Origin of the sequence: Pantoea stewartii subsp. stewartii, from assembly GCF_008801695.1 — a bacterium.
Classification (GTDB): Bacteria; Pseudomonadota; Gammaproteobacteria; order Enterobacterales; family Enterobacteriaceae; genus Pantoea; species Pantoea stewartii.
Genome location: NZ_VZPF01000101.1, coordinates 1 through 13,167 on the forward strand (window position 1 = coordinate 1; position 13,167 = coordinate 13,167).

The 13,167-nt window shown below is 51.4% G+C and carries 11 protein-coding genes and 1 pseudogene; 2 read left to right on the forward strand and 10 right to left on the reverse strand.

Going from position 1 to position 13,167, the window contains the following annotated elements:
- Positions 1 to 246: 246 nt before the first annotated feature.
- From F7Q90_RS22225 to F7Q90_RS22250, 6 genes are all read right to left on the reverse strand, one after another.
- Positions 247 to 927, reverse strand: a complete 681-nt coding sequence (locus F7Q90_RS22225; RefSeq protein ID WP_006121971.1) for an SDR family NAD(P)-dependent oxidoreductase — start codon at positions 925 to 927, stop codon at positions 247 to 249.
- A gap of 1 nt (position 928) precedes the next feature.
- Positions 929 to 1,399 carry a YhcH/YjgK/YiaL family protein gene (locus F7Q90_RS22230; RefSeq protein WP_006121969.1) on the reverse strand — a complete coding sequence of 157 codons (471 nt, stop codon included), beginning with the start codon at positions 1,397 to 1,399 and terminating at the stop codon, positions 929 to 931.
- Between the two features lie 4 nt (positions 1,400 to 1,403).
- Positions 1,404 to 2,561, reverse strand: a complete 1,158-nt coding sequence (locus tag F7Q90_RS22235; RefSeq protein ID WP_006121968.1) for a sialidase family protein — start codon at positions 2,559 to 2,561, stop codon at positions 1,404 to 1,406.
- 1 nt (position 2,562) lies between these two features.
- Positions 2,563 to 3,984 carry a sodium:solute symporter family protein gene (locus tag F7Q90_RS22240; RefSeq protein WP_006121967.1) on the reverse strand — a complete coding sequence of 474 codons (1,422 nt, stop codon included), beginning with the start codon at positions 3,982 to 3,984 and terminating at the stop codon, positions 2,563 to 2,565.
- 77 nt (positions 3,985 to 4,061) lie between these two features.
- Positions 4,062 to 4,943 carry a dihydrodipicolinate synthase family protein gene (locus F7Q90_RS22245; RefSeq protein ID WP_006121966.1) on the reverse strand — a complete coding sequence of 294 codons (882 nt, stop codon included), beginning with the start codon at positions 4,941 to 4,943 and terminating at the stop codon, positions 4,062 to 4,064.
- Positions 4,944 to 4,965: 22 nt separating this feature from the next.
- Positions 4,966 to 6,111: an iron-containing alcohol dehydrogenase gene (locus F7Q90_RS22250; RefSeq protein WP_006121965.1), complete on the reverse strand. Its 1,146-nt coding sequence runs from the start codon at positions 6,109 to 6,111 to the stop codon at positions 4,966 to 4,968.
- Positions 6,112 to 6,614: 503 nt separating this feature from the next.
- On the opposite strand from F7Q90_RS22250, the gene F7Q90_RS22255 reads away from it, so the two are divergent.
- Together F7Q90_RS22255 and F7Q90_RS22260 are read left to right on the forward strand one after the other, a co-directional pair.
- Positions 6,615 to 7,601: a D-threonate 4-phosphate dehydrogenase gene (locus F7Q90_RS22255; RefSeq protein ID WP_006121964.1), complete on the forward strand. Its 987-nt coding sequence runs from the start codon at positions 6,615 to 6,617 to the stop codon at positions 7,599 to 7,601.
- A gap of 851 nt (positions 7,602 to 8,452) precedes the next feature.
- Positions 8,453 to 9,925: a mannitol dehydrogenase family protein gene (locus tag F7Q90_RS22260; protein WP_006121963.1), complete on the forward strand. Its 1,473-nt coding sequence runs from the start codon at positions 8,453 to 8,455 to the stop codon at positions 9,923 to 9,925.
- 38 nt (positions 9,926 to 9,963) lie between these two features.
- Here the strand turns inward: F7Q90_RS22260 and F7Q90_RS22265 are convergent, their stop codons facing one another.
- The 4 genes and pseudogenes from F7Q90_RS22265 to F7Q90_RS22280 form a co-directional block, all read right to left on the reverse strand.
- Positions 9,964 to 11,001 (reverse strand): alpha/beta hydrolase, encoded by a 1,038-nt coding sequence (locus F7Q90_RS22265; RefSeq protein ID WP_006121962.1) that lies wholly within the window; start codon positions 10,999 to 11,001, stop codon positions 9,964 to 9,966.
- Between the two features lie 384 nt (positions 11,002 to 11,385).
- Entirely contained in the window at positions 11,386 to 11,481 is a 96-nt protein-coding gene (gene mgtR, locus F7Q90_RS27980; protein WP_110268492.1) for a protein MgtR, read from the reverse strand.
- Positions 11,482 to 12,077: 596 nt separating this feature from the next.
- On the reverse strand, positions 12,078 to 12,962 hold the full coding sequence (locus F7Q90_RS22275) for a helix-turn-helix transcriptional regulator (RefSeq protein ID WP_006121960.1): 885 nt from the start codon (positions 12,960 to 12,962) through the stop codon (positions 12,078 to 12,080).
- A gap of 56 nt (positions 12,963 to 13,018) precedes the next feature.
- Positions 13,019 to 13,167 (reverse strand): annotated as a pseudogene (locus tag F7Q90_RS22280) (IS630 family transposase); the annotation flags it as partial.

Consider the following 13,167-nt stretch of genomic DNA (forward strand, 5'->3'; position numbering starts at 1 on the left):
AGAGCATCCTGAAAAAAATTCTGACATACTTTACGGGCAGGCATAGCGGTGATCCCATTGAATTTGTGGAAGAATCAGTAGATCACATCTTGCTATGTCTGTCTCATTTTTGTGGGGATTCGTCAGGGGCAAAGCCCGTGACGTAATGTGAATAAAAAAGGGGAAGGGCTCACGTCATTTCACCGGAATAAGCGCGACAGCCGTGGTTAAACCAGCCGGTAAACGCGGGTTTAACCACGCGGCGAATCAGGCTTTAAGTGAAGCGCCTCCACATATCACCAGCTCCTGACCTGTGATGGGAGCAGCGCGTTCACTGAGTAAATAACTCACCAGTGAAGCCACTTCTTCTGGCTGAATCAGGCGTCCCATTGGCGGCAGGATGGGGGCGGATGAGGCCCGTTCAGGTTTGGTCAGCATCGGCGTTTCGGTTGCGCCGGGAGCGACAACATTCACCGTAATCTGCCGAGGAGCCAGTTCCATTCCCCATGAGCGGACCATGCCAACCAGCGCCGCTTTGGTTGCCGCATACTGCGAGCGATTGGCGGCACCGCGCGAGGTACGACTGCCGATAACGACGATCCTGCTGCCTGGCTTAAGCGTTGGCGCAAAGTGATTGATCAGCACTTCGGCTGCGTGAACGTGCAACGACCACAAGCGTTTGCTGGCCGCTCCGTCCAGTTCGCCCAGCGGGGCGGCGACGATCATTCCTGCGGCGTGAATCAGCGCATCCGGCGTTTCAAGCCCGCTGATTGCCGACCTGAGTTGATCGGCATCAGTGAGATCAACGGCGATGCCGTTGAGGTTGGGTAAGGCTGCCTCGCCCTGCGTCCGGCTCAGCCCCGTAACTTTCCAGCCCTTTTGCAATAAATCCTGAGTAATCGCTTTGCCGATGCCAGAACTGTAGCCTGTAACGATAGCGTGACGCATCTCAACCTCCTGACATCGATTTCGGTACCTTAAAGACGGCTTTACGAACGGCTACTGGCGCGCCTGCGGCACACAGGGCCTGATGGGGTTCACCGGGCAAAAAGACCGCAAAGTCTCCCTTACGCAAAGTGATGCTAACCGGTAATGGTTCTGGCTGCGCGATATACAAATCGGGTTTGCGCTCTTCATCTCCGGCCTTGGCAATGGACTGGGCGCCAGCATAAATGACCTCTTCACCCTCCAGCATCACCTGAATGTCAGTCCAAAGATGGTGGTATTCCGTATGACGCAGCGTGGCGTCCTGGGTGGTGGCCTGTTGGATCGTGCAAAACCACGCTGCATTTTCCGGCTGCCATCTACCGATATCCCTTGCGGCCAGTGCTTCAAGAGAACAGTCGGGTAACCGGAGCAGAGCCAGTAAGGATTCGGGTAACCCTGCCAGCGGCAGGGCGTTCAGATTGCCGATAATCATCTGCTTACTCCTTCACCCAGTCGGGTGTGACGCGCGCATATTTAATCGCCTGGCGGAAATAGGTATACGCGATATGTAAGGTACCCTGTGCATCCTGTTTAATGCTCGGGTAGGAAAACTCACGGTTCAGTTTTTCCTGAGAATTGTTTGTCATACAGTAACCGTCACCTTCATCCAGGTTTTTCTGCCACGGCCAGGTTTTGCCGCCATCGGCGGAAATTGCGACAGTCATTGGGGCGCGTGGTGCCCCCCAGAAAGCGCTTCGTCCGGTTGCTTCTGGCTCCTTTCTGCCGTCACCGTCATCGATCTCATCATAGAGTGACGCGCGACGTTCCGTTGCCCCGGCTGCACTCATGCTATTAAACACCAGCGCCAGTTCGCCACTTTGCAGCGTCGTCACCTGAATTGACGAATTGTTGTTAGGTAACACCGTGGCTTCAGGCGCTGACCAGCTCTCACCACCATCGGTGGAGCGGCTGAGATAGATATTGTCTGCCCAACGGCTGCGGTAAAGGGCAACCAGCGAACCATCCTGCAGGGCAGTGATATTCATATGCACGCACCCCAGGCTTTCCGGCACAACCACATCCCGCCAGCTTTGACCCTGGTCGGATGAAATCTTCACCGCACTGATATCGTCGTTACCCACCCACTTTTCACCCGGCTGTGTGCGGCAGTAAAACACCGGGAGTAACCAGTTGCCGTTTTCCAGCACGGTGATGGGCTGACGAATAAAGGTGCCAGGTTTATCCAGTAACGTGTCAATGGGCCCCCAGGTTTTACCCAGATCGCCAGACTGGCGGTAGCGGACAATCGCCGTATCCTGATTACCGGACAGCTGTGCGGTCCACAACAGCCACAGCACGTTGTCGGGCGCGAGGAACAGAACGGGATTCTGCTCAGAACGGGTTGGATCGTCAGACAGTTTTACCGCCTCACTCCAGATATGGCTGCCTGCAGGTAAGCGCGAGCACCAGACAGAGATATCGGCTATGCCTTCCTGTGTGCCGCCAAACCAGACGCAGAGCAGGGAACCATCGTGCAGCGGTAAAATATTGGCGGCGTGGTTCTGTGGGCATGACGAAGGCAGCATTGCGGTCAGTACGCGGTCATCTTTTTCCCATGGCGTCAGGATGCCATCGCGCGTTACGGTTACAGTCATTTTATTCTCCTTTTCCTGCGGCAGCTCTGGCGTGTTCAGCCGCTGCGGTTCTGGCTTTGCTGGGGATCATATGGTCAATCGCCATGATCAATGCGGGCGTCAGTAGCGCGATATACATGTTATTAATACCGAACGGATCGCCTGCCAGATACCAGACTGAGGTCACGACACACGCACCAATCAGGCCGGCATTGGCACCGCGAGTACTTCTGTAGAACGGGGCATAGAAGGCAATGACCGCGACAACGGTAATAGACAGGCGAATCGCTCGGGTAAAAAAGGACAGTTTCAGAACTTCAGGGACAAACAGGACAAAGATCAGCGGCAGAAAGCCAATCAGCAGCGACAACCAGCGCGTGGTTTTAAATTCCTGCTCTGTCGTGGGTTTGAAATAAGGCACATAGAAATCCTTCACCACCAGCGACGCGATAGCCAGGGCAACGGTACTGACGCTGACAAATATAGAGGCAACCAGTGAGGTCGTTACCAGACCAGCCAGCCAGGGATTCATATCCTGCAGAAACACCGGCAATGCATACAGGCTGTCAATATTGGGGTGGAGATATTTGGCTGCCACACCGATAACGGCAATCGCCAACGCAATCGGCATACAGAACAGAAAGGCAATCCAGGTCGAGCGCTGCGCCGACTTCACACTTCTGGTCGACGAGATAGCCTGAATGACAAACTGGGTGCAGAAGATCGAGCCAATCGTCCCGATAAGCCAGGCGACAATGGTTGACGCGCCGATATTACCGTCCCAGGTCCAGTAATAAGCGGGCATTTCATTGATCATAGGCTTGAGGCCGCCCGTTTGTGACAATGCAAACCAAAGAATAGCCAGGATACCAAAATATTTCAGCGCGCTGTGTAGCATGGTGACCCAGGCGATTCCTTTTAAACCGCCGAAGGCAAAATAGAACGTACTGACTACAGCCGTAATAAAAGCGGCAACCGGCAATGTCACGTGTAATACAGTGGCGATTGCCGCCGCACCACTGACATAATTTCCCACATTGACCAAAAGCAGGGCATAAATCATGATCAGTGAAATAATATTTTTGGTGCTGTTACCGTACTTTTCAGCAATCGCACCCGAGATGGTAATTTTACCCGTATTATAAATGCGTTTTACCAGAATCATGCCAAAAAGGGGAAAGCCAATAGCGGCGCCAATGACTGACCAGGACGCGGCAATCCCACCTTCAAAGGCGGCCTGAGCCGTGCCGATAGTCGATTTTGCACCGATATATTCTGACATCAGCAGAATGCCTACAATAAAGGCTGGCATGGCTCTTGAGCCTTCCATAAAATCGCCCGAGTTTTTACTACGTAACCGGAATGTCAGCCAGGTGGTAAAAAGAATATATGCCAATACAATGCCGATAATTATCAGGGTGTCCTGAGCGTTGAATGTTTTCATTATAGCCTCAGATAGAGCAAGATAAATTCGGGGAGCACTTTATGCTCCCGGTATTTAAAATTTATAGATTCTTATTATCATTTCAGGTACAGGTTAATGATTCTGCGAATTTCCTCTTTCTGCGCAGCGTCAAAATGAATGGCATAACGGCTCTCGCCCACGTTATGGCCTAAAATTTGTAGCGCTTTTTTTACTGCTGCAGGTGAAAAGGCGACCTTATAAAGATCGGTGCGTAACCCTGTGACCTGTTCCTGCGCCTGACGTGATCCGTCAATATCGCCGGCATGAAAGCGTGACCAGATCGCATTTATCTGGTGCGGTGCAACGTTAGCCAGGCCTGATATACAGGCAGAGCACCCTTCAACAAAGCCTTGATGGATAAGTGAATCGGGGCCGTTAAGCACGTCAAAGTTATCGCATTCTTTTACCGCGTCCAGATAGTCGCGCAGGCTTTCATAACTTCCGGCACTGTCTTTTACACCAATGATATTGGGATGGGCAGCAAGGGTGCGGGCGGTTTCTGGTTCAATCGTATTGCCTGTTCTGGCCGGAATGTTGTACAGAAAAACCGGTACGGAAAGGCCATCCGCAATTGCCGTGTAATGGTTAATCAGTTCGCGTTGATTTAACGGCACAAAATAGGGCGTGATTACTGAAACCGCATCCACGCCCAGCTTTTCAATTTGTTTACCCAGGCGAAGGGTGTCCCGGGTCGATATCTCACCAATATGGGCAACAACCTTTGCCCGCCCCGACACTTCGTTAACACAGGTTTCTGTAACAGTAAGCTTTTCTTTTTCGTTGAGAACAAAGAACTCACCATTTGTGCCGCCGCAAAAAATACCGTTACCGGCATTGAGTTGCCGGGTAACCTGGCGTTTCAGTTCATCAAGATAAAGATCACCTTCCTGAGTAAAAGGCGTCACAATCGCTGTAAGTACACCTTCTATTTTTTTCATCTTTACCCACTCCTTTCGGCGGTTAAATTTTAGGGAACAGGGTCCGGTAAATATCAGCCACATCCTGATGATTTACAGCGCAGGGTGAATTGTTCATTAAACGCTTCACATTGAGTGCAGATTCGCTCAGCGCATCAATATCACCTGACGGCACGCCTAATGTTTCCAGGTTATCCGGCAGATTGAGCCGTTTAACTAATTTGGCGAGATAGTCGACCAGCGCGTGCGATTTTTCTTCCGGGGTCAATGTGATATCGGCGCCCGGAATCAGGTCCCAGACAGTGGCAAATTTGTCGATGGCAAACGGGCGCACCACTTTCATACAGGGTGCCAGCAGAATGGCATTGGCGACGCCGTGAGGCAGGTGATAAGTGCCTCCCAGAGGATACGAAAGCGCATGAACAAGATGGGTGCCGGCGTGCGCGATTGCCGCGCCGCCATAATAAGAAGCCCATAGCATTTCCAGCTTCGCGTTCAGGTTATGCGGTTCAGTGACGGATGTTTCCAGATTCCGGAACAGCTTATGCAGGCCCATCAGCGCAACGTTGTCACCCACAGGGTTCGAAATGGTGGCGGTATAACATTCCAGTAAATGGCACAGTGCATCAATGCCCGTTGATGAGGCGATATGCGCAGGCATGCTGGTGGTCAGTTCTGGAATTAATGCGACATAGTCCGGCAGCATCACAGGGGAAATGATGCCTGATTTGGTGTTTTTTTCAGGGATAGCCAGAATAGCATTGGGCGTTGCTTCCGAACCCGTTCCCGCCGTCGAGGGAATAAGCAGTGAGGGTAAACGGGCTGTAATTTTCACGCCATCAAGCAGCGCCTTAAGGGAGGGTGACGCAACGTGACATAACACAGAAAGCAGCTTCGCCACATCCAGTACGCTTCCACCGCCAATGCCCACCACTAAATCAAACGTTTTACCTGCTGTACGCGACAGCACTGCTTCAACATCGGTATGCGTGGGTTCTGCCGGAACATCATCGATCAGTTTAACGTGACGGCCATCCTGACTGAGCAATGTCATGATTTGCGTGGTCGCGGGCAAATTTACAATGTTCTTGTCTGTCAAAACCAGCAGGTGTTGTTTGTCCGCGACAACCGGCGTCAGTGCCTTTATCGCGTCGGAACCGCTCAATATTGTGCTGTTAATTAATGCCACGTCTGTCTCCCCATAAATGACTGAAATTCTTCATTCCGCTTAACTTCGCTCACTCACTGGCTAAATTTATAAATAAAATGGCGCTTTATTAAATTGATCTTGCTCACATATAATCGAATGTGATTGAATATAATCATCCAGGTGAGGGGTAAAAACTGATGAGGTGCGTTGTGGCTCTGATCTTCAGGCGCTTTTGACGACATGGGGCGACAAAACAAGAGGGCCATATCTCTGACCGTTGACCGGATGAGTGAAAACGCTCAACGACGGCAATGCGGGTTTGCACGCTGGGCTGATTTTAGCGACAAGGCGTCAGGGATGGCTAAATGGGCTGCTGCAACCGTCTCGGCCCGGACGCAACGCGGCACAGAAGGGCGGCGGAGTATGTTCCTGGTGGGCATGCATCCGGTTGTGACTGACGTCAGGCGGGATTAACGAAAGCCGGTGTTTGGGTAATGAATCTCCCCCTTTAAAAATTTTGAGCGTCGTTGAGGAGAAAATAAGTGACGAATGTTGTGGCGATTACGATGGGCGACCCGGCTGGGATCGGTCCTGAAATTATTATTAAGGCCTTAACCGAGGGCGCGTTAGCGGGTTCGCCCGTCGTGGTTATCGGTTGTGTACAAACGTTCCGCCGCATACTGGCAATGAACATAACGCCGCAGGCGGAATTAAACGTCATTAATAACGTGTCCGAAGCCACCTTTATGCCCGGCGTTATTCATATTATCGATGAGAAAGTGGCACATCCGGAGGCACTACAGTGTGGGGTTGTGCAGCCTGAAGCGGGCGATGTGGCTTATCGATGCATCAAACGTGCAACAGAAATGGCGATGCGCGGTGATGTGAAAGCGATTGCGACGGCTCCGCTGAATAAAGAAGCGCTGCATATGGCCGGCCATCATTATCCAGGCCATACGGAATTACTGGCAAAATTAACTGACACCAAAGATTATTCGATGGTGCTCTACACCGATAAACTCAAAGTGATCCATGTCAGCACGCATATTTCTCTGCGGACATTCCTGGATACGCTCAGCCAGGCGCGCGTTGAAACGGTAATCAGAATTGCCGATACGTTTTTGCGCCGGGTCGGTTATAGCCAGCCGCGTATTGCGGTTGCGGGCGTTAACCCACACGCGGGTGAAAATGGGTTGTTCGGAGATGAGGAAATTCGCGTGCTGACACCGGCGATTGACGCGATGAAGGCGCAGGGCATAAACGTCTATGGCCCGTGCCCGCCGGACACCGTATTTATGCAATGCAATGAGGGCATGTATGACATCGTTGTGGCTATGTATCATGATCAAGGCCATATTCCGCTCAAGTTGTTGGGCTTCTACGACGGCGTAAACATTACCGCAGGCTTACCGTTCCTGCGCACCTCAGCCGATCATGGCACGGCCTTTAACATTGCCTGGACCGGTAAAGCGAATCCCGAAAGTATGGCTATCTCGATTGATATGGCGCTGCAAATTACGCAAGCATAGTGTTGTCCGGGAAGGGAGGCTCAGGGTGACATGATTGCGTTGCCCTGCATACGGCTTCTGGGCGGCTGTGCAAACCTTCGCGATAAAACAGGCACCTGAACCGATATAACCTTAATACAGCGACGCGTCGGGAAACGGGTGTCTGTCATCGCATGCGGATGCAATATCAATACAGCACCGTATCGGACTGGTTTAAATGCTCCGGCTCCACAGAGGCATAACTGACAGCCTTACCACGTACACGTCGAATGACGCCAGATGGGGGAATAAAAAGCGTTCAGCGTTAATGTCCCGCCAGTCAAATACGGCGTTGAGTTTCTGCCTGATTTCCGTTTTGTCCGTAGCGAAATAACTCATCCTCAAACCCGAGTGCTCTTAAACCCATTGGTGCGATTAAGTCTTTTTATACATGACGCCTGATGAGGTCGGCCCTTTTTAAAAGCATTCTTTCGGATTTTTTTAAATTTTGGTTATTCACCCGCATCGCAAAACAGCGTGCTAATACGCATCAGCCTGTTTGAAGGTTAATTCTTCTGTAGTGCCAGTAATATTTATAGTTATAAAGAAGTTATGATTTTTATTTTCTTTGTTAATTAATACAATTTTGCCAAAAGACAGAATTGCTATTCATCACATTTTTTAATTATAACTGGTATGGTAGTGGAACAATTCTGCCGCTGACGATAGGCTTCCCGCACCAATTCTGTTTTAAAAACTTTCCTTTTGCCGTGGTGTTCTCAGGCGCTTGATCCAAACGGCGCCGCACAGGAAAACATCAAGGCGATCTCCAGGTGCTGCCGTTATTTAACGTCAGTGTCCACGCAGCTAATAAAAAATAAGGTGAGAAAGAAATGCAAACTACCCTACTGAATGCGAAGGCGACGGTTCCAAAATGGAACAGGAATAAGCTCGTCCCGCGTATTGTCCATCTTGGATTCGGTGCTTTTCATCGGGCTCATCAGGCGGTCTATGCCGATGTTCTTGCAGCAGAACATAACAGCGACTGGGGCTACGTCGAAGTTAATCTCATCGGCGGGGAACAACAGATTGCCGATCTGAAACGTCAGGGATTATTGTACAGCGTGGCAGAAATGTCGGCTCATGGCTGGGAAGGGCGCGTAATTGGTGTGGTGAAGCAGGCGCTTCACGCTCAGGTCGATGGAACCGAAGCCGTACTTCACGCCCTGTGTCAGCCCGAAATTGCCATCGTTTCCTTAACGATTACCGAGAAAGGCTATTGTCATTCACCGGCAACGGGCGAGCTGATGCGCGACCATCCTCAGATTGTCGCTGATCTGGCTCAGCCTCACCAGCCGCTTTCTGCGCCAGGGATCATCGTTGAAGCACTGGCGCGTCGCAAGGCTGCTGGTCTGCCTGCGTTTACTGTGTTGTCCTGCGACAATATTCCAGAAAACGGAAAAGTGATCGGTCAGGTCGTGCGTGCTTTTGCCCGACAACGTGACAACGACCTGGCAGACTGGATTGAACAGCAGGTGACGTTCCCTTCAACCATGGTGGACCGTATCGTACCGGCGATGAATCCGCAGAGTCTTGACGCGATCGCGGCGCTTATTCAGGTGGCCGATCCCGTCGCGGTAGCCTGTGAGCCCTTTCGCCAGTGGGTGATTGAGGATAATTTCGTCGCAGGGCGGCCGGCATGGGAAAAAGCCGGTGCAGAGTTAGTCAAAGACGTGCTGCCTTACGAAGAGATGAAACTGCGTATGTTGAACGGCAGCCATTCATTTCTGGCTTATCTGGGCAACCTTGCGGGTTATGAGCATATTTATGACTGTATGCAGGACCCACACTTTCGCCTTGCCGCACGACGCTTAATGTTGACAGAACAGGCACCGACGCTAACCGTTAAGAACGTTGATTTGATCGATTATGCCGATCGGCTGATTGCACGCTATGAAAATCCCGCGCTACAGCATCGTACCTGGCAAATTGCGATGGATGGCAGCCAGAAGTTACCGCAACGTTGGTTACATTCCGTTTGCTGGCACCTCAAGCGCGGCAGCCGTTTTGATCTGCTTGGATTAGGTATTGCCGCATGGATGCGCTATGTCAGCGGTAAGGATGACCAGGGAAAAGAGATTGAGGTCTGCGATCCTTTATTGGCGTCTATACGAACCGCCGTTGACGGCAGCATAGAAGGGGAGGCGAGGGTAAAAGCGCTGTTAGGACTGGAAGCTATATTCGGCCACACGCTGCCCGATAATCCCTGTTTTGTGCAGCAGGTGGTTAAGTCCTATCTCCATCTACTGGACAAAGGGGCAAAACAGACTGTCGCTGACCTGATGGCTGACGTGTCAGCAGACTGATGACCAGGCAAACCACATAAAGTGGTTTGCCTGGTGCATTACAAATTGTCGTTTAAATTGGCTGTGCTCTTGCTGCCTGTTCGTGTATCAGGGTGCAGCACCTCTGAAAACCAGTTCACAACCAGGCGGATGACGTCAGGTTGATACCAGACCTCATCACCATGTTCTGCACCTTTCACCACGACGTACTCAACCTTATCACCTGCCTTTTTCAGCGCATCAAAGAGTTGCGCACTTTGATGCGGTGAAACGAGTGAATCTTTGTCACCGTGCATAATCAGGAAAGGCGGTTTGGGGTTCGCAAGATGGCCCATGGGACTTGCCTGACGGGCTTTATCAGGATCATCCATGACAGACGCGCCTGCAAAATCGTGGAAGGCCGGTCCATGAATCAAAAGGGCTTCAGTGACGGCCGGTGAGGCATGGACCTGTTGATTCTCTTCAGAGAAGCCTTCACCAATATTGCGTAAATCTGAAATACCGTAAATCGTGGCGGCGGCCTGGAGGACGTCAGATAATGTTTCTGTGAAATCACCCTGATCGAAAGCGGTCTGACCATTTGTCATGCCCAGCATTTGTGCCAGCCAGCCTCCTGCCGAATCGCCTAAAACACCAATACGATGAGGATCGATACCGTACGTTTCTGCGTGCTGTCTCAGATAGCGTACGGCCGCTTTCCCGTCAACAACCGGCGCAGGGAAGGTATCCGGTACAACACGATATTCAGCTGCGGCCACAACAAAACCGGCTTCTGCCAGCGCCATGCGCATCTGAATAAATTTCTCATGGTCGGCACTGGTAAACCCCCCGCCCGGAAAATAAACAATTGCGGGTTTGACTGCATCGGTGCGGGGCACCAGTAATGACATGTGAAGCGGTCTGACCGATCGTAGCGTTGTAATCTGCGAATAAACCACGCCAGTGATCGCATCAATCTGGTTGCGCACAGGGTGGACTTCAATCACCTTTGCGCCTTCACGGTATCCGGTCAGTTCAGTATTTTTCGTTGCCATCGCGTTACTCATCGTCATGATTACGGCCAGTCCCCCAATAAAAAAAGTGTGGCATACATTCATAATTATTCCCTGAGACGTTGAAAGAAAGTATGAATTGTTAAGGGTTTTTAAAAGGTTGCAGGGGCGTTCAGCCTTTGCCAGCAGACGGTAGCGTATAAGGCATAGCGCGGTGTTGAGCAAGGTTATGAAAGCGAAGGTTTTATGGGGGGTGGTTACGTGTGTTCCGCGAAAGTGGATGTTTGACCAGAAAATTTAATGGATTCTCAGGCGCCATCGTGGGCATTACGCTGCGCCCACCGGGTCCGGTATCTGACGGACCAGACGCAGGTAATGTCTGGTCCTGAGTGGTTAACGAATCACGATCGTCAGCAGGATGAGGATGGCCGCTATGGCAACAACCTGAATAAAAATCTGGTTAAGCGTGAACTTGCGCATTGCCTTCCCTCACTGCGTCAGTATTTGCCAAATACCTGCCGACATCACGATAAAGCCGACAAAAAGAAAGATCAGGGTTATCGCGGTTTCGGATGAACGATTCATAGTATTCCTCCCTGGTTAATGATGAGCGCCTGACCCTACTGTGCAGAAAGCAACAAATCGGGGCAGGACAGGTCTGTTTCGTAGCTTCAGGCAGAGCAGGGGCTCACCGGTTTCCGGTAAAGGCGTAAAGCCGCCTCACTCAAAAAGGGGTTAGCGCGTCACAGGAACAGCGTGAGGTCTGCCAGTACGTCAGTGGTGTGGTTCCGTTGTGCAAGGCAGGGGTGCCGCATTGCCGTTCCGCGTTTAAAAACGCTTTACGGATGCCTTACAGCAAGGATGCCGTCCATCCGGGAGGCGGGAATAGCGCATTTTTGAACATAAACATGACGGTGGTCCTTATGGTCTGATTCATGATTAACCGGACAAAAGGCCAGTCATCGCGACGGGAAGCCTGCTGTCGCCCCAGGGCGAGCAAAACCATCACGAAAGCGTTTTACTCACCGGAGGGTAAAAAGAAGGTTATCCCGTCACAGGGCGTCCGAATGAATCTGCACGTAGTGTAATCAGGTTACACAATGCGTCAAAGCACGAACCGCCAATGTGTGAGGATTGGTTTAGGTTAACTCGCGGGGTGCTTCGTCCATGACTGAGACGATTCACAACAATTCAGGGCCGCTGGCCATGCGTAACTGCGACGGCGTCGATCCGGTCACCTGCTTAAACCGGTTACTGAAATGGCTCAGTGAGTTAAAACCATTCTCCAGTGCAATCTCGGTTAACGACAATGATGTCGATACGATCATCTGACGCGCGTTTTCCATCCGGCGCTTCATCACGTACTGGTGAGGTGCAACGCCGAGTGACTGACGAAACATCCGGGCAAAATGATATTCACTCAGACTGGCCTGGCTGGCGAGAACGTTCAGAGTAAGGGGCAGAGCCAGGTGCGCATCAATAAACGCCAGGGTATTGCGCAACACATAGGGAGCAAGTCCGCCCGTGACAGAGGGAAGCCGCCACTGGACACACGAATAGTGTTGAATCAGATGGGTTAACAACAACGTGCTGGCGGTGCTCAGCATCAGCTGATTGGCTGGCTGCTGCCAGTCGCAGCTAAGTAAAAACTGGCGATACAACGCCGTAATCGTGTCATCACTGGCAAAAATCTTTTCATCGAGGGATAACGAGGCCGGGCTGCGATCCCAAATCTTTTCACCGACCTCTCGCAGGTGCTCATCTGTGCAGTAGAGATGCACGAAGGAGAGATCGCTGCGTACATCCCAGGTCGATTCACTGTGCTGCGGCATCAGGCAAAATTTATTCGGTCCGCCGCCGTTGCGCCATCCGTTTGCCGTTTTGTGGTAACTCTCATAACCATTAGCAATATACAGGCTGAGCGTATGATGATTGCTGTTAACGGTAACGCGGTCTTGTTTGTTGTGCCAGGCGGCCAGTCGGATGCCCGAATTAAGCATCACCGATTCCCGCAGCACGGCCTTTTTTTGACGCAGTGTTTCAAAGGTGTCGTAAACGCGAGACATGGCATGCTTCCGCTTGATAAACAGAGGTCCAGTCTAAATAACTGATCCTAATACCGCTACACTTTAGCCAGCCCATGTTTTCCCCCGGGGAATGGGCTGACGGTATTCATAAAGTGATGGACCTTTTTCAACAGTTGCCACATTGAACTGCACTGGTGATTTCGGGTTATTGTCTCATGAAGCGCCTGCCACAACCGTTCGACAT

Excerpts from the sequence above, each read along its gene's own strand:
- F7Q90_RS22225 (WP_006121971.1), bottom strand. The coding sequence starts at position 927 with ATGCGTCACGCTATCGTTACAGGCTACAGTTCTGGCATCGGCAAAGCG.
- F7Q90_RS22230 (WP_006121969.1), bottom strand. The coding sequence starts at position 1,399 with ATGATTATCGGCAATCTGAACGCCCTGCCGCTGGCAGGGTTACCCGAA.
- F7Q90_RS22235 (WP_006121968.1), bottom strand. The coding sequence starts at position 2,561 with ATGACTGTAACCGTAACGCGCGATGGCATCCTGACGCCATGGGAAAAA.
- F7Q90_RS22240 (WP_006121967.1), bottom strand. The coding sequence starts at position 3,984 with ATGAAAACATTCAACGCTCAGGACACCCTGATAATTATCGGCATTGTA.
- F7Q90_RS22245 (WP_006121966.1), bottom strand. The coding sequence starts at position 4,943 with ATGAAAAAAATAGAAGGTGTACTTACAGCGATTGTGACGCCTTTTACT.
- F7Q90_RS22260 (WP_006121963.1), top strand. The coding sequence starts at position 8,453 with ATGCAAACTACCCTACTGAATGCGAAGGCGACGGTTCCAAAATGGAAC.
- F7Q90_RS22265 (WP_006121962.1), bottom strand. The coding sequence starts at position 11,001 with ATGAATGTATGCCACACTTTTTTTATTGGGGGACTGGCCGTAATCATG.
- mgtR (WP_110268492.1), bottom strand. The coding sequence starts at position 11,481 with ATGAATCGTTCATCCGAAACCGCGATAACCCTGATCTTTCTTTTTGTC.
- F7Q90_RS22275 (WP_006121960.1), bottom strand. The coding sequence starts at position 12,962 with ATGTCTCGCGTTTACGACACCTTTGAAACACTGCGTCAAAAAAAGGCC.